At 71.4% G+C, this 16,474-nt stretch carries 13 protein-coding genes; 3 read left to right on the top strand and 10 right to left on the bottom strand.

The window, feature by feature from the left end; genetic code table 11:
- Positions 1–19 precede the first annotated feature (19 nt).
- From ABZ642_RS18225 to ABZ642_RS18200, 6 genes are all read right to left on the bottom strand, one after another.
- The gene (locus tag ABZ642_RS18225; RefSeq protein ID WP_360484467.1) at positions 20–1,210 is read right to left on the bottom strand and encodes a beta-propeller fold lactonase family protein; all 1,191 of its coding nucleotides are present in this window, start codon (positions 1,208–1,210) and stop codon (positions 20–22) included.
- Positions 1,210–2,007 carry a polysaccharide deacetylase family protein gene (locus ABZ642_RS18220; protein ID WP_360484465.1) on the bottom strand — a complete coding sequence of 266 codons (798 nt, stop codon included), beginning with the start codon at positions 2,005–2,007 and terminating at the stop codon, positions 1,210–1,212. The genes ABZ642_RS18225 and ABZ642_RS18220 overlap by 1 nt, the downstream gene beginning before the upstream one ends.
- Before the next feature lie 63 nt (positions 2,008–2,070).
- Entirely contained in the window at positions 2,071–2,574 is a 504-nt protein-coding gene (locus ABZ642_RS18215) for an ATP-binding protein (protein ID WP_360484462.1), read from the bottom strand.
- Between the two features lie 290 nt (positions 2,575–2,864).
- On the bottom strand, positions 2,865–3,632 hold the full coding sequence (locus ABZ642_RS18210; RefSeq protein ID WP_360484459.1) for an enoyl-CoA hydratase-related protein: 768 nt from the start codon (positions 3,630–3,632) through the stop codon (positions 2,865–2,867).
- Positions 3,633–3,678: 46 nt separating this feature from the next.
- Complete coding sequence (locus tag ABZ642_RS18205) at positions 3,679–4,908, bottom strand: Ig-like domain-containing protein (RefSeq protein WP_360484456.1); 1,230 nt, start codon at positions 4,906–4,908, stop codon at positions 3,679–3,681.
- Between the two features lie 178 nt (positions 4,909–5,086).
- Positions 5,087–6,322 (bottom strand): Ig-like domain-containing protein, encoded by a 1,236-nt coding sequence (locus ABZ642_RS18200; protein WP_360484454.1) that lies wholly within the window; start codon positions 6,320–6,322, stop codon positions 5,087–5,089.
- 243 nt (positions 6,323–6,565) lie between these two features.
- Between ABZ642_RS18200 and glgX the strand changes: the two genes are divergently transcribed.
- Entirely contained in the window at positions 6,566–8,797 is a 2,232-nt protein-coding gene (gene glgX / locus ABZ642_RS18195) for a glycogen debranching protein GlgX (RefSeq protein WP_360484451.1), read from the top strand.
- Between the two features lie 44 nt (positions 8,798–8,841).
- Here glgX and ABZ642_RS18190 read toward each other — a convergent pair whose 3' ends face one another.
- The 4 genes from ABZ642_RS18190 to ABZ642_RS18175 are packed head-to-tail and all read right to left on the bottom strand — an operon-like array spanning position 8,842 to position 12,385.
- Positions 8,842–9,486 carry a response regulator transcription factor gene (locus ABZ642_RS18190; RefSeq protein ID WP_360484448.1) on the bottom strand — a complete coding sequence of 215 codons (645 nt, stop codon included), beginning with the start codon at positions 9,484–9,486 and terminating at the stop codon, positions 8,842–8,844.
- The gene (locus ABZ642_RS18185; protein WP_360484445.1) at positions 9,476–10,720 is read right to left on the bottom strand and encodes a sensor histidine kinase; all 1,245 of its coding nucleotides are present in this window, start codon (positions 10,718–10,720) and stop codon (positions 9,476–9,478) included. The genes ABZ642_RS18190 and ABZ642_RS18185 overlap by 11 nt, the downstream gene beginning before the upstream one ends.
- Before the next feature lie 25 nt (positions 10,721–10,745).
- On the bottom strand, positions 10,746–11,480 hold the full coding sequence (locus tag ABZ642_RS18180; protein WP_360484442.1) for an ABC transporter permease: 735 nt from the start codon (positions 11,478–11,480) through the stop codon (positions 10,746–10,748).
- Positions 11,477–12,385 carry an ABC transporter ATP-binding protein gene (locus ABZ642_RS18175; protein WP_360484439.1) on the bottom strand — a complete coding sequence of 303 codons (909 nt, stop codon included), beginning with the start codon at positions 12,383–12,385 and terminating at the stop codon, positions 11,477–11,479. Before ABZ642_RS18175 ends, ABZ642_RS18180 begins: the two co-directional genes overlap by 4 nt.
- 235 nt (positions 12,386–12,620) lie before the next feature.
- Between ABZ642_RS18175 and ABZ642_RS18170 the strand changes: the two genes are divergently transcribed.
- Complete coding sequence (locus ABZ642_RS18170) at positions 12,621–14,567, top strand: ABC transporter ATP-binding protein (protein WP_360484436.1); 1,947 nt, start codon at positions 12,621–12,623, stop codon at positions 14,565–14,567.
- Complete coding sequence (locus ABZ642_RS18165) at positions 14,564–16,453, top strand: ABC transporter ATP-binding protein (RefSeq protein ID WP_360484433.1); 1,890 nt, start codon at positions 14,564–14,566, stop codon at positions 16,451–16,453. Before ABZ642_RS18170 ends, ABZ642_RS18165 begins: the two co-directional genes overlap by 4 nt.
- Positions 16,454–16,474: the final 21 nt, after the last annotated feature.

Genomic DNA, 16,474 nt, shown 5'->3' with positions numbered 1-16,474 from the left:
CCCCGCCGGCCCGGGGCGGTCAGCGGAAGATGCCGGTGTGGCCGAGGGAGTAGCGGCCCGGCTGCGGATAGACGGCGAGGCCGTGCGGGCCGCTGCCGACGTGGATGCGGGCCAGTTCGGTGCCGGTGCGGGTGTCGATGGCGTACACCTCGGAGTTGTAACGGCCGGACAGCCACAGGATCTTGCCGTCCGCCGACACGCCGCCCATGTCCGGGCTGCCGCCGCCCGGCAGCCGCCACTTCTTCGTCAGCCGGTTCTGGGCGAAGTCGAAGACGGAGATGGTGCCCTCGCCCCGGTTGGAGACGTACATCTCGCGGGAGTCCCGGCTGACGTAGAGCCCGTGGGCGCCCTTGCCGGTGGCCAGGAAGGTGGGCTTGGTGAAACGGTCGCCGTCCAGGATCCACAGCCCGTCGGCCATCATGTCGGCGATGTAGAAGAGCTTGCCGTCGGGCGAGACCTTGACGTCCTGCGGCATGGCGCCGTGGAACGGGAGTTTCTCCTGGCGGAGCACCTCCATCTTCTCGGTGTCCACCTTGAGCACCTCCCCGCTGAACTCGCAGGAGACGATGAAGTACCGGCCGTCCAGGGAGAAGTCGGCGTGGTTGACGCCGTAGCAGGTGACCGGGACGGCCTTGACGGTCTGCATGGTGTGCGCGTCCCGGAAGACCAGTTGGCGGTCGTTGGAGGCCATCACGATCGCGTACCTGCCGTTGGGCGTGAAGTACAGGTTGTACGGGTCGTGCACGGCGACCGGCTGCCCGGCCCGGCCGGTCCTCGGGTCGATGGGGGTGAGGCTGTTGCCCAGGTCGTTGTTGACCCACAGGGTCTTCAGGTCCCAGGACGGCACGACGTGCTGGGGCTGGCGGCCCACCCGGATGGTCTCGGTCACCCTGTAGGTCTTCGGGTCGATGACGGAGACCGTGTCGGAGTTGGTGTTGGGGACGTAGATCCGGGTCGGGAAGTCCTTGACTGCGGGCGAGAGGTTGCCGGGGCGGTCGGCGGCGTACACGTCGTGCGGGTCGAGGACCGGGGGCATGCCCGGCAGCACGTCGACGACCGGCTCCGCCTTCTTCGCCTGCGGCTGCGCGGGAGCGGTGCTGCGGGCGGCCGGTGTCCCGGGGTCGGATCCGCCGCCGCACGCGGACAGCAGCGCGAGAGCGGCGAGGGCGGCGAGGGCGGCGGGCAGCCGGGCGGCTTTCGTGGTTGGCATCAGCTCAGCAGCTCCGTGGTGGTGACCGCGCGCAGTCCGCGGCTGTCGAGTTCTTGGAGTACGGCGGGGAGGGCGGCGGCCGTGTCGGGATACCCGAAGTGCATGCTCACCACCGAGCCGCCCGTGACCTCCGCGAGCACCTTGCGGGTGATGGCGGCCGCGCCGGGCCGGGTGTAGTCGAGCGAGTCGACGTCGTAGGACAGCACGTGCGGATAGCCGGCCTCGGTGGCGAGCCGGGCGACGAGCGGCGAGGCAGTGGGTGCCCTGGACGGGCGGAACCAGCTGCCGATCGACCCGGTGAGCCGTCTGAGGCGGTCCGCGCAGTCGGTGATCTCCGCGCGGGCGCCGGCCTCGGCCATGGCGTTGACGGAGATGTGCCGCTGGGTGTGGTTGCCGAGGTCGTGGCCGCCGTCGAGGACGCGGCGGGCCATGGCGGGGTGTGCGTCGAGCCAGCTGCCCACGGCCAGGACCGTGAGGCGGGCGCCGTGTTCCTCGGCGGTGGTGAGGATCCGGGTGGCGAGGGTGGGGTCGCCCTGGCCGTGGAAGGTGAGCGCGACGGAGGTGCTCGCGCGGGGGCCGTGGGTGATCTGGAGCGGCTGTCCGGGAAAGGCGCGGGGGGCGGGGGCGGCGGCGGGTGCGGCCGAGGTGGGGGTGGTCGAGGCGAGGTTGGCGGCAGGGTGCGGGGGTGGTGCGTCTGTACCGGTGGTGCCGCAACCGGTGGCGAGCGTGCCTCCGGCGATGAGGCCGGCGCCCGCACGGAGGACGTCGCGTCGGTTGGAGGTGGTCACTCGCCCCATTTAAGGGGGACTGGGTAAGAAAATGGGTGATTGACCTGATAGGGGGCTAGTCAGGCGAGCCACTCACCGATCGGCCACCCGCATCTCGAACCACGTCGTCTTTCCTCGCGGCAGCAAATCGACGCCCCACCGGTCCGACAGCTTGTCCACCAGGAACAGGCCCCGCCCGCTGATGTCCATGTCCTGAACCGGCATCAGGCACGGCAGCCCTCGCGAGGGATCCCGCACCTCGATCCGGATCCATCCCGGGCGGCGGCGCATCCGCAGGCCGAACACGCGGGCACCGGTGTGCCGTACGGCGTTGCCCACGAGTTCGGAGACGAGTAAGACCGCGTCCTCCGTCATCTTCGGGCTGAGCCGCCACTGACGTAGGACGACGACCTGGGCGAGCCGGCGGGCGGTCGCCGCGGACTCGGGGCGGGACGGCAGCGGAACCTCGGCTTCCGTAGGATTGCCGAAGAGTTCGATCGCCTTGAGTGCCCGCTCGTCCTCGACCGCAGGCGACCACCGCGCCGCGGCCGCACGGCTGTGTCCCCGCGGCTGTTCGATGCCCTCCAGCCCCGCCATGCCCCCATCATGACCGCACGGCGCGCCCTCCGGGGCCGTTCCGGAGGAATACGCCCCCGCGAAGCTCCCACCCGACATCGGCCGAGCGGCATATGCCATCGGCATTTCGGAGGCCCTGACAGCCTGCCCGACCTGCGGCGACGGCTCATCTCCGGGCAATCGACAGACTCCCTCGACAAGGCAGACTTAAGGGTGGGTTAAGACTCCCATAAACCGCCCCATCGAGGGACCCCGGAATCAGACATCACGTCAATTGCAAGCCGTTCGGAGCTTTTACAACCAGACGAAGATCACAGGAACTTCGCCTTGCCCGGCCCTTCCTCCACGAAGCTGCGCATACCGCGCTCCCGATCCTCGGTCGCGAACAGCCCTGCGAACCAGTTCCGTTCGACGGCGAGCCCGGTCTCCAGGTCGGTCTCGACACCGGTGTCGATCGCCTCCTTGGCCGCCCGGAGCGCGATCGCGGGCCCCTGGGCGAGCCGGGCCGCCCAGGCGTGCGCCTCGGTGTAGACGTCGGCGGCGGGTACGACCCGGTCGACCAGGCCGATGGCGAGGGCCTCGTCCGCCTTGACCATACGGCCCGTGAAGATCAGGTCCTTGGCCTTGGAGGGCCCGACCAGACGGGGCAGCCGCTGGGTGCCGCCGGCCCCCGGGATCAGCCCGAGCAGGATCTCCGGCTGACCGAGCTTGGCGTTGTCGGCGGCGATCCGGTAGTCGGCGCACAGGGCGAGCTCGCAACCGCCGCCCAGGGCGTACCCGGTGACGGCGGCGACGACCGGCTTGGGAATCCGGGCGACGGCGGTGAAGGAGTCCTGGAGATCCCGGGAGCGCAGAATCATGGCCGCGTGGTCCATGTTCTGCATTTCCTTGATATCGGCCCCGGCCGCGAAGACCTTCTCACCGCCGTAGATCACAACGGCGCGAACGTCCTCGCGGCGGGTGGCCTCCTCCGCCAGTTCCTTGAGCCGGTCCTGGGTGGCGACGTCCAGGGCGTTCATCGGGGGCCGGTCCAGGCGCAGAGTGCCGACACCTTCGGCGACTTCGAGGGTTACAGTCATGCCTCGCAGGTTAGCGGGCGTTCACTGTCCCTACTCCGCCGACGAACTACGCGGTCCACTGCTTCCAGGACATGTTCCAGCCGTTGAGGCCGTTGTCGGGAGACACGGTCTCGTCGTTCGAGTTCTTCACCGTCACCACATCGCCGATGATCGAGTGGTCGAAGAACCAGGCGGCCGGCACTCCCCGGTCACCCCCGCCCCGGATGTCGCGCAGCCCCACGCACCCGTGGCTGGCGTTGTAGTTGCCGAAGGCGTCCCCGCCCCAGTAGTTGCCGTGGATGAACGTGCCGGACGTGGTCAGCCGCATCGCGTCCGGCACGTCCTTGATGTCGTACTCGCCGCCGTAGCCGACCGTCTCGCCGTTCATCCGGGTCACCCGCAGCTTCTCGCTGATGACCATCTGGCCGTTCCACGTGTCGTAGCCGGGCTTGCCGGTCGTGACGGCGAGGGTCTTCACGACCTTGCCGTCCTGCATGACCTTCATCGTGTGCTTCTTGGCGTCTACGACGGACACCTGGTTGCGGCCGATCGTGAACTTCACGGTCTTGGCCTGCTCCCCGTACACCCCGTCGCGGCCTTCGACGCCGTTGAGGTTCAGGGTGACGGAGACCTTCGTGCCGGACTTCCAGTAGTCCTCGGGACGGAAGTCGAGGCGGTCGTTGCCGAACCAGTGGCCCTGGACGTCGACCGCCGGCTCGGTCTTGACGGTGATCGCCTTCTCGACGGCGGCCGGGTCGGTGATGCCCCGGGTGAAACGTATGGAGAACGGCATCCCGACGCCGACCGTCGAGCCGTCCTCCGGCGTGAAGTAGCCGGTGAACGTGTTCTTCGGGGTGAGCGTGGTGAATGTGGAGTCCTCGGCGGACTCACGCCCCTCGGTGTCCTTCGCGACCGCGTGCACCGTGTACTTCGTGGAGTTGGCGAGATGGCCGGCGGGCGTCCAGCTGGCGCCGCCCGCCGCGATCGTGCCGTCGATCTTGTTGCCCTTGGAGTCCTTGACCTCCACGTCGGTCAGCTTGCCCTTGGCCGCGCTGACCTTGAGCGTCCCGCTGGTGTCCACGCCGGTCGCCCCGGACTTGGGGCTGATGCTGACGGTGGCGACGGACTGCTTGCTCGCCTGCGTCGTGGAGTCCTTCGCCTTGCTGTCCCCGCTGCCCTTGTCGGCGGAGCCGCCGCCCCCGCACGCGGTGACCGCCATGAGCAGAACACCGGCCGCGACGGCCAGACCCTTCCTCCGGGCCTGGACCGTCGCCCCCGATATCGGCCGTACGTTCAAAGTCGTTCTCCCCTCCCAGGGCCTGGTCAGGCCCGCCCCAGCGCGTTCCGCCCGCGCATTGGCGCATATTAACCGGACGGTTTTGAGCTTGGTGTTGGGCGAATGTCACCGTTGCGTCGCAACTTCTGTCGCCTCGCACGGCGGCTTCCGCCCGCACCGAACCGTTCCCCCCACCCGGTTACTTGACCGCGCCGCCCGCCTTCCACTCCTTCCAGCCCATGTTCCATCCTCCGAGGCCATTGTCGGGAGTGACCATTTTGTCGTTGCTGTGCACGACTTCGACGACGTCCCCGATCAGGGTGCGGTCGTAGAACCAGCCCGCGGGCGTGTCCGAGCTGCCGCCCTTCACATCGCGCAGGCCCACGCAGCCGTGGCTGACGTTGACGTGTCCGGGGGCGTCCGGCGCCCAGTAGTTGCCGTGCAGGAAGGTGCCGGAGTCGGTGAGTTTGAGAGCGTGCGGGACGTCGGGGATGTCGTACTCGCCGCCGAAGCCGACCGTGCGGCTGTTCATGCGGGTCACCTCGTGCATCTCCATCACCACCATCTTCCCGTTGTAGGTGGTGTGGGCGGGCGCGCCCGCGGTGATCGGGACGGTGGCGAGCAGGTCGCCGTCGCGGCGGACCTCCATCGTGTGTTTCGCCGCGTCGACGAGGGAGACCTGGCTGCGGCCGACGGTGAAGGTGAACGTCTTGTACTGGAGGCCGTAGACCCCACGGGCCCCCTCGACGTCGCGGAGTTCGAGGCCGACGGTGACGACCGTGCCGGGCTGCCAGTAGTGCGCGGGGCGGAAGTCGAGCCGGTTCTTGCCGAACCAGTGCGGGCGGATCTCGACCGCGGGTCTGGCGCTGACCCGGACGGCGCGCTCGACGGCGGCCCGGTTCTCGATGTCGCGGCTGAAGGCGAGGGAGACGATCATGCCGGTGCCGACGGTGGCTCGGTTCTCGGGGGTGACGTATCCGATGAAGCGTTCGTCGGGGACGAGCGTGGTGAAGGTGGTGTGGCGGGCCGAGCGGCGGCCGTGGCCGTCCAGGGCGACCGCGTCGACCGTGTACTTGGCGGCGAGCGCGAGTTTCGGGTCGTCGGGCCGCCAGGTCGTGCCGTCCGCGGCGATGTGCCCGGGGACCGGGGAGTCCTGGGCGTCCTGGGACTTGACGACGCTGACGGATTCCAGGCGGCCGCCGGGCACCCGTACCGTAAGCCGTTCGCCGGGACGTACGGCCTTGGTGCCGTCGTCCGGGGAGATGCGGATGACGTCCTCGGCGGCCGGGGGTGCGCCGCCGAGGACGTGGTCGATGCCGAGCCCCTCCGTGTCGTCCGAGGAGCAACCGACGGCTCCCGCCAGCAGCCCCGCCCATGTCAGTACCGCGGCCAACGCGGCCCCCGCGCGCCGTGCGCGCCGTTGTGGATGCCTCACGTGGGACTCAACGACCGGGCCCGCCCCGGGGAAACGTGAGTGCGACGCCGGCACTGGGCAGAACAGAGGGAAGGACGACGAGCTGGGGAGCCGCCGCGCCCGCGGGAGAGCCGCCGCGGGCGTGTCCGTAGCGAGCCGCCGACCGTGCCCGGGACCGGGAGTCCGGGCACGGTCGGCTGCCCGGACGCGGGCGGGGTGCGCCCCGGGGGTCGGCGAGCCGCGGGACGACAAAGGGGCCGACAGGTGACGAGCGCAGCCGAGCAGCAGGGGGCACGGGCGCGGGCCCCGAGGGCGGAGGCCCCCGTGGTGAACGGGACGGCCCTGCCCGTCCCGGCCGCCTGGCCGGGGTCGCCGACTCCGCTGGGCGCCCGGTTCCGGGTCGGCCCGGACGGGGTGGCCGGCACCAACTTCGCCCTGTGGGCGGCCGGGGCCGAGGCGGTCCGGCTCTGCCTCTTCGACGAGCAGGGCCGGGAGACCCGGATCCCGCTGACCGAACTGACGCACGAGATCTGGCACGGGTTCGTGCCGGGCGTGCTGCCGGGGCAGCGGTACGGCTACCGGGTCGACGGCCGCTGGGACCCGTGGACGGGCGCCCGCTGGAACCCGGCGAAGCTGCTGCTCGACCCGTACGCGCGAGCGGTGGACGGGGAGTTCGGTCTGCCGCCCGAGGTGTACGGGCATGTCCGGGACTGGCCGGACCAGCAGGTCGCCGACACCGTCCGGGACGGCCGGGACTCGGCGCCGTACGTCCCGAAGGGCGTGGTCGTCCACGATGACGACGACTGGTCCGACGACCACCGCCCGAAGACCCCGTGGGCGGACTCCGTCATCTACGAGCTGCATGTGCGCGGCTTCACCAGACTGCACCCCGGGATACCCGAGGAACTCCGCGGCACCTACGCGGGGCTGGCCCACCCGGCGGCCGTCGAGCACCTCGTGAACCTCGGTGTGACGGCCGTCGAGCTCCTCCCCGTGCACCAGTTCGCGCACGAGGACCACCTGTTGAAGCGGGGCCTGAAGAACTACTGGGGCTACAACTCCATCGGCTACTTCGCCCCGCACGCCGCCTATGCCGCCTCCGGTACGACGGGACAGCAGGTCGGCGAGTTCAAGCGGATGGTGCGCGCGCTGCACGCGGCCGGGATCGAGGTCATCCTCGACGTCGTCTACAACCACACGGCCGAGGCCGGTGAGCTGGGCCCGACGCTGTCCCTGAAGGGCATCGACAACCGGGGCTACTACCGGCTCCAGGACGACGCCCGGCACTTCGCCGACTACACCGGCTGCGGCAACACCCTGCACGTGGTCCAGCCGCATGTGCTGCGGCTGATCACGGACTCGCTGCGCTACTGGGTGACCGAGATGGGCGTGGACGGCTTCCGTTTCGACCTCGCGGCCGCGCTGGCCCGCTCGATGCACGACGTCGACATGCTCTCCCCCTTTCTCGCGGTGATCGCCCAGGACCCGGTGCTGCGCCGGGTCAAGCTGATCGCCGAACCGTGGGACGTGGGCTCCGGTGGCTACCAGGTGGGCGCCTTCCCGCCGCTGTGGACCGAGTGGAACGACCGCTACCGGGACGCCGTCCGGGACTTCTGGCGCGGTGCCCTCCCGGACGTCCGCGACCTCGGCTACCGCCTCTCCGGCTCCAGCGACCTGTACGCCTGGGGCGGCCGGCGCCCCTACGCCTCGGTCAACTTCATCACCGCGCACGACGGTTACACCCTGCGCGACCTGGTGTCGTACCAGGCGAAGCACAACGAGGCCAACGGCGAGAACAACCGCGACGGCACCGGCGACAACCGCTCCTGGAACTGCGGGACGGAGGGCGAGACGGCCGACGAGGGCGTACGGGCGCTGCGCGGGCGGCAGTTGCGGAACCTCCTGACGACGCTGCTGCTGTCGACGGGCGTTCCGATGCTGGTCGCCGGCGACGAACTGGGCCGCACCCAGCGCGGCAACAACAACGCCTACTGCCAGGACAACGAAATCAGCTGGCTGGACTGGGGGTTGCTGGACGACCCGGCCTGGCGGCCGCTGTTCGACCTCACCTCCCGGCTGATCCGGCTGCGCCACCGCCACCCGGTGCTGCGCCGGCGCGCCTTCTTCTCGGGCCGCGCCCACTCGGCGGACGGGCTGCGCGACCTGGCCTGGTTCACGGCGCACGGCGAGGAGATGACCGAGGGCGACTGGTACGCGCCCGCCGCCACCCTCGGCATGTATCTCTCCGGGCGGGACATCCCCGGCCGCGACGAGCGCGGGGCGCCGGTCCTGGACGACAGCTTCCTGACCGTCCTGCACGCCGGCGACCGCCCGGCGGAGTTCCTGCTGCCGGGCCCGCCGTGGGCGGAACGCTACGAGGTGCTCGTCGACACCTCACGGGAGGAGCAGAGCGAGGCACCGGACGTGGTGCACGAGGCCGGCACGGTCATCACGGTGCCCGCGCGGACGGTGCTGCTGCTGAGGGTGGTCGGCTGACGCGGGCCGGCGACGGGGCCGGCCGCGGCAGGTCAGGGGCCGGACTAGCCGAGGATCCCCCGCTGGTAGGCCGTCGCGACCGCCGCCGCGCGGTCGTTGACGCCCAGCTTGGCGTAGAGGTGGGTGAGATGGGTCTTCACCGTGGCCTCGCTGATGAAGAGTTCGCGGGCTATCTCGCGGTTCGAGGTGCCCCTGGCGACCAGGGCCAGGACCTCGCGTTCGCGGGCCGAGAGCGGTTCGTTGCCGGGGGCGCCGGGGGTGCGGACGGCGGAGACCAGGCGGGAGGCGACGGCCGGGGAGAGCACGGTACGGCCCTGGGCGGCGGCGCGGACGGCGGTGAAGAGCTCCTCGCGCGGGGCGTCCTTCAGCAGATAGCCGGTGGCGCCCGCCTCGATCGCGGGGAGGGTGTCGGAGTCGGTGTCGTAGGTGGTGAGGACCAGGACCTTGGCGCGGGCACCCCGCCGGGTCAGTTCGCGGATGGCGTCCACGCCGGAGCCGCCCGGCATCCGCAGGTCCATCAGGATCACGTCCGGGTCCAGGGCGGCGGCCCGGTCGACCGCCTCCGCTCCGTTCCCGGCCTCGCCGAGCACGGTGAAGCCGGGGGCGGACTCGAACATGCCGCGCAGGCCGTCACGGACGACGGGGTGGTCGTCGACGACGAGGAGCGAGATCGGGGGCTCAGTTGTCATGGCGGACCAACGGTACGCGCGCCGACAGCGCGGTGCCGAGTCCCGGTTCGGACTCCACGGTCAGGGAACCGGCGATGCGTTCGGCGCGGGCGCGCATGCCGTCGAGGCCGAAGCCGCCGGCCCGGCTACGGGCGGGCACGGCGAGCAGGTCGAAGCCGGTGCCGTCGTCGCGGATGTCGAGGATGACCTCCTCGCCCAGGTAGGAGAGGGTGACGCCGACCCGGGAGGCGTGCGCGTGCCGGGCGGCGTTGGACAGGGCCTCCTGGACGATGCGCAGCAGGGTGGCCGCGACCTCCTCGTGGAGCTGCTCGGCGGTGCCGGTGAGGGTGAACTCGGCGCGTATGGAGGTCCGTTCGCCCCATTCGACGACCGTCTTCTTCAGTGCCTCGGGCAGCCCGTCGTTCTCCAGGGCCACCGGGGCCAGGTTGTGCACGGAGCGGCGGGCCTCGCCCAGGCTGTGCCGGGCCAGCGCGAGCGCGCGGCTCACGTGCTCCTCGGCCGTCTTCGGATCGGGGGTGTTGGTGACGACCTGGAGCTGGGCGATGATCCCGGTCAGGCCCTGGGCGATGGTGTCGTGGATCTCGGCGGCGAGCCGGCGCCGTTCGTCGGCGACCCCGGCCTCCCGGGCCTGGACGAGGAGCTGGGCGTGCAGGGCCGCGTTCTCGTCCAGGGCCTGGCGCAGGGCGGCGATGGTCTCGGTGCGCTCGCGGGACCGCTCGGCCTCCTGCTCGGTGAGGTGGGCGATCGCCATCTGGAGACCTGAGTTGACGGGCAGCAGCACGGCGAAGAGGACCCACTGGAGCACGCTCTCGAACGGCATCCCGCCCGCCTGCGCACCCGCCACGGTGCCCGCGCTCGCCAGCAGCCCGAGCCGCCGCCACCGGCGCGGCAGCAGTTCGTCGGCGTCCATGTAGCCGGTGGCGGCGTAGAACGCGAAGAACGGGTTGAGCCAGGTGAGCGCGAAGGCGAGCGCCCAGCGGACGACGTAGTACACGCTCCCGGCCACGGAGGGCGTACGGCCGCGGTCGGGGCGGCGGAACCGGGTGCCGTGCCACCACAGTTGGAGCACGAGCGCGGCGCCGACCAGGGCCCACGCGGTCCACCACCTGGCCGCGCCGGTGTCCGGGTCGGCGGAGGCGACGGCGAGGACGACACTGATGCCGAGCAGCCCGTACGGCCCCCAGGTGTGCAGTTGCTCCCAGCGCCGGTCGATCCGGCTGTCCTCCGCGGTCATGTCCCCAGTCTGCACGGCCGGCCACCTACTCCCAGCGGAACCAGCGCGCCGCCGCGGCCGTCAGCAGCACCGCCCAGACGGCGAGCACGCCCAGGTGGTCCCAGCCCGGCCAGTGTCCGGCGGCGGCCTGGTCCAGGGCGCGGGCGGCCGCGCCGAAGGGGGTCAGCTGGACCACCCGGGCCAGTGCGTGCGGCATCTCCCGCACCGGGAGCCACACGCCCGCGCAGAACATCATCGGGAAGAACACCGCCGAGCCGATCGCGCCCGCGATCTTCGTGGTGCGGGACAGCGCGGAGACGACGGAGCCGAGGGCGAGGGCGGCCACGGTCGTGAGCAGCAGGGCCAGCAGGTATCCGCCCGGCTGCTTCGGCAGCCGTACGTCGAAGGCGAGCCGGCCGACGACGAGCGCGAGCAGCGCCGAGCCCAGCGCGACCGTGCCCTGCACGACCATCTGCGCGGAGAGCAGCGCGGAGGGCTGTACGGGGGTGAGCCGCATCCGGCGCAGGATGCCCCGCTCCCGGTGGCCGGTCAGGACCTGGGGCAGCGACTGCACCCCGGACATGATCAGGGCGATCAGCACGGCGATGGGGACGTACGCGTCGACCGGCCGCAGCCCGCCCAGGGACTTGTCGGCGTCCCGGAACGAGGGGATCGAGCCGAGGATCACCAGGAGCAGCGTCGGGAACAGGAAGATCCAGAAGACGGCGCCGGGTTCGCGGCGGAACAACCGGAACTCGGTGCGCAGGACGGCGGTGTTCATGCCGTTTCCTCCTTCGTCAGGTCCAGGAACGCATCGTCGAGGGTCGCGTCCACGACCCGGAGCTGGTGGGCGGTGACGCGGTGCCGGGCGAGCAGGGTGATGACCGCGTTCACGGTCTCGTCGGTGCCGGAGAGGGTGACCCGGCCGTCCTTGTGCGCGATCGAGGCGAGGGCCGGGAGCGCGGCGAGGTCGTGGTCGTCCAGCGGAGCGGACGGGGTGAAGCTGATGACGGTGGCCCCGGCGGAACGGCGGATCAGCCCGGCCGGGGTGTCCAGGGCGGCCACCCGCCCCTTGTCGATCACCGCGATCCGGTCGCACAGCCGCTGGGCCTCCTCCATGAAATGCGTGACGAGCAGGACGGTGACGCCCCGGTCCCGGACGTCCTCGATCAGCTCCCAGGTGTCCCGCCGGGCCCGCGGATCGAGCCCGGTGGTCAGCTCGTCGAGGACCACGACCCGGGGGTTCCCGATCAACGCCAGCGCGATGAACAGGCGTTGCCGCTGCCCGCCGGAGAGCTTGCCGAACCGGGTGGTGAGCTTGTCGGTGAGCGCGAGCCGCTCGGCGAGCGGTGCCCAGTCGAGCGGGGCCGGATAGAAGGAGGCGTACAGCTCGAGGGCCTCGCGGACGGTGAGCTTGGGCTGCAGCTCGCTCTGCTGGAGCTGGGCGCCGAGGACACGGGCGACCTTCTCGTGCTCGGCGACGGGATCGAGCCCGGTGACCCGGACGCGCCCGCCGTCGGGCACCCGCAGTCCCTCCACACACTCCACGGTGGTGGTCTTGCCGGCGCCGTTCGGACCGAGGATCCCGAAGATCTCCCCTTCCTCGACGGCGAGACTCACCCCGTCCACGACGGCGCGGCCGCAGTACGACTTGCGCAGGTCTGTCACTTCGATGACGGATGGCATGCTCCGAGGGTCCCGTCCGGGCCCGGTCCGCCACATCGCCCGCCCCGCTGGAAGAGGCATCAACCGATCGGCTGATGCGGCGGATCCGGTCGTACGACCCTCGAACCCTCCCGCACTCCCCCGTTCCCGGCTTCGCCCGAACCGGGGGACCCCCAGGTCGTAGGACCAGCGGCGGATTCCGGTCCGGCCAAAACTCGGTAGGCGTTGTCAGTGCCGATCCGTAGGCTCGCTCCTGATGCCTCCGACACGTGCAACCACCAAGGACCGGTCCGCCGTCCGTACCCTGCTGCGCCTGTGGCCGTACGTACGGCCGGTGCGGGTGCGGCTGTCCGTCGCCGCGTTCGTGGCCGTGATCGCCTCCTGTACGGGACTCGTCATCCCGCTCGTCCTCAAGTGGATGGTGGACGGCCCGGTGGCCGACCGGGACCCCGGCGGGGTCTGGCTCGGCTCGCTGTACCTGCTGCTGCTCGGGATCGCCGAAGCGCTGCTCTTCGGGCTGCGGCGCTGGCTGGTGGCCAGACCTCTCTCGCACGTCGAGGCGGGCATGCGGGCGGACCTCTACGGCCACCTGCAGCGTCTGCCGGTCGCCTTCCACGACCGCTGGGCCTCCGGTCAGCTGCTCTCCCGGGCCACCACCGACCTGATGCTGCTCCGCATGTTCCTCGCCTTTCCGCTGACCTTCCTGCTGGTCAACGGGGTGACCATCCTCGTCGGCGTGATCATCATGCTGCTCCAGGACTGGACGCTGGGCCTGGTCATCCTGGTCCCCACGATCCCCGTGATGGTGACGTGCGCGATCTTCGAGAAGCGGTACGCGGCGGTGGCCCGGCTCGCCCAGGACCAGGTGGGCGACCTGACGACGGTGGTCGAGGAGAGCGTGCTCGGCATCCGCATCATCAAGGGGTTCGGCCGGCACCGCAGCCAGGCTCGGGCCTTCCGCGACCTGGTGTGGACCCTGCGGGGCACGGAGCTGCGCAAGGCGCGGATGCTGGCGGCGATCTGGGGCGTCATCGTGACCCTCCCGGAGCTGGCCATCGGGGCGGCGCTGCTGTGGGGGTCGGTCCAGGTCGCGGAGGGCGAGCTGAGCGCGGGCACGCTGGTGGCGTTCCTGTCGACGGCCCTGGCGCTGCGCTGGCCGGTGGAGTCGATCGGCTTCCTGCTTGCGATGAGTCAAGAAGCGGCCACGGCTACGGAACGGTACTTCGAGGTACGCGACGCGTCGCGCGAGGAGGGGGAGCCGGAGGGGGGTTCCACTTACCGGCGTTCACAGGGTGCCGCCGCGCCCACCCGTGCCGCCCCAGCGGCACGACTGCCCGCAGCTGAGGCGCCCCGGAGGGGCGCGGGGAACTGCGCGACCAGCCCCCACCGGCCCGCAGCCGACGACGGCTCCCACGCACCCGCCGCCGAAAACGACGGCTCCCTCTCACCGGCCCCCGAACCCGACGGCATCCGGTTCGAGAACGTGCGGTTCCGTTACCCGGACGCCTCCCCCGACTCACCCCCCACCCTCGCCCACATCGACCTGCACATCCGCACCGGCGAGTCCATGGCCCTCGTCGGGGCCACCGGCAGTGGGAAGACCACCCTCACCGCGCTCATCCCCCGCCTGCACGAGACGACCTCCGGACGGATCACTCTCGACGGCCGGGACATCACCGCCATGCCCCGCGAGGAACTCCGCGCCCTGGTCGCCGTGGCCTTCGAGGAACCCACCCTCTTCTCCGCCTCGGTCGGCGAGAACGTGCTGATGGGAGCAGAGGACGGCGCCGGCGAACCGGAGCTGGAGCGTGCCCTGGCCGTCGCCCAGGCGGACTTCGCACACGCCCTCCCGCACGGCACCGCGACACAGGTCGGCGAGCAGGGCCTCAGCCTCTCCGGCGGCCAGCGCCAGCGCCTCGCGCTCGCCCGGGCGGTCGTGGGCCGGCCCCGCTTCCTCGTCCTGGACGACCCGCTCTCCGCCCTGGACGTGCACACGGAGGCCGCCGTGGAGGCCGCGCTGCGCGACGTACTCGCCGACACCACCGCCCTGATCGTCGCCCACCGCCCCTCCACCGTCCTGCTCGCCGACCGCGTCGCCCTGCTCTCCGACGGCCGTGTCACCGCCGTCGGCACCCACCACGAACTGCTCCGCGGCAACGCCGAGTACGCCCGCCTGATGTCCGGGGAGGATCACCGCCGATGACCGCCGCCACCTCCCTGCCCGCCCCCGACGAGGACGACGAACTCCCCCGCCCGAAACCGACCGACGCCGCAGAGGCCGCCGACGCCACCGGCTCCGGCGACCCCTTCGACCGGGACGTCCTGCCCGTCCCGCCCGGCGCCACGGCCACCCTGCTGCGCTCGTTGCTCGCACCGATGAAGGCGCGGGTCGCCGTGACCACGCTCCTGCTGCTGTTCCAGCAGGCGGCCGCGCAGGCGGGCCCGCTGCTGGTGGCATACGCCATCGACCGAGCCGTACCGGCGTTCCGCCACCACGACCACGGCCCGCTGATCGCGGTGGCGGTCGGCTACGGCCTGAGCGCCCTGCTCTCCGGCGGCCTCCAGTACGCCTTCATCGAGGCCTCCGCGCGCGTGAACCAGGACGTCCTCCTCGACCTGCGCGGCCGTATCTTCCGCCACGCACAGGCCCTGAGCATCGACTTCCACGAGCGGTACACGTCGGGCCGGCTGATCTCCCGCTCCACCACGGACGTCGAGTCGCTGCGCGAACTGCTCAGCGAGGGCCTCCAGGAGCTGGTCACGGTCATCCTCTCCTTCGTCTACATCTCGGCCATGCTGCTCTGGCTGGACCTGGGCCTCGGCGCGGTGGCCGTGGCCTCGTTCGTGCCGCTGTACCTGCTCGTGCGGCTGTACCAGCGGCGCGCGGTACGGGTGTACAAGGCGCGGTCCACGGCGATCGCGACGGTGATCGTGAAGTTCGTGGAGACGATGAACGGCATCCGCCCGGTGCGCGCGTTCCGCCGGGAGGCCGCCAACGACGCCGAGTTCGCGGTGCTCAACCGCCGCCACGAACGCACCAACGGCGACGCGCTCCTCGAAATGGCGCGGTACGTGGTCGGCTCCCGGCTGGTCGCCAACACCTCGGTCGCGGTGATCGTGCTGTGGGGCGCCTACCGGGTGGCGTCCGGCTCGCTGGAGCTGGGCGTGCTGGCCGCGGCCGTCCTGTATCTGCGCCGGCTGTACGACCCGATCGACCGGCTCGGCATGTTCCTCAACTCCTACCAGTCGGCGGCCGCCTCGCTGGAGAAGATCGCGGGCCTGCTGGCCCAGACCCCGTCCGTGCCGGAGCCCTCGGCCCCAAGGGAGCTGCCTCCGCTGGAGAGCGAACTGCCCGGCCGCGAGGTCGTCTTCGACGGCGTCCGGTTCGCCTACCGCACCGGCGGCGAGGTGCTGCCCCGTTTCGACCTCGCCCTTCCGGCCGGCCAGACGGTCGCGGTGGTCGGCTCCACCGGCGCCGGCAAGTCGACCCTCGCCAAGCTGCTCGCCCGCTTCTACGACCCGACCGACGGCCGGGTCCTCCTGGACGGTGTGGACCTGCGCGAACTGACCGTGCCCGAACTGCGGCGCGGGGTCGTGATGGTCACCCAGGAGGCGTTCCTGTTCTCCGGCACGGTCGCCGAGAACATCGCCATCGGCCGGCCGGACGCCACTCGCGAGGAGATCGAGCAGGCGGCCAAGGCGATCGGCGCGCACGAGTTCATCGCGGCCCTGCCCGACGGCTACGACACGGACGTCCGCAAGCGCGGCGGGCGCATTTCGGCGGGGCAGCGCCAACTGGTCGCCTTCGCACGCGCCTTGCTCGCCGACCCGGCGGTGCTGATCCTCGACGAAGCGACCAGTTCCCTGGACATCCCCGGTGAACGGGCCGTGCAACGGGCCATGTCGACGGTGCTGAAGGGCCGTACGGCGGTGGTGATCGCGCACCGGCTGTCCACCGTGGAGATCGCCGACCGGGTGCTGGTGATGGAGCACGGCCGGATCGTCGAGGACGGCCGCCCGGCCGAACTCATCGCGGGCACCGGCCGGTTCGCGGATCTGCACCGGGCGTGGCGGGACAGTCTGGCCTAGCGAGGAGAACGGGGGTCGCGG

The sequence above is a fragment of the Streptomyces sp. NPDC007157 genome (genome assembly GCF_040634235.1).
Classification (GTDB): Bacteria; Actinomycetota; Actinomycetes; order Streptomycetales; family Streptomycetaceae; genus Streptomyces.
Note: the sequence above shows the minus strand (reverse complement) of the source record. Positions and strands in the feature narration are given on the sequence as shown.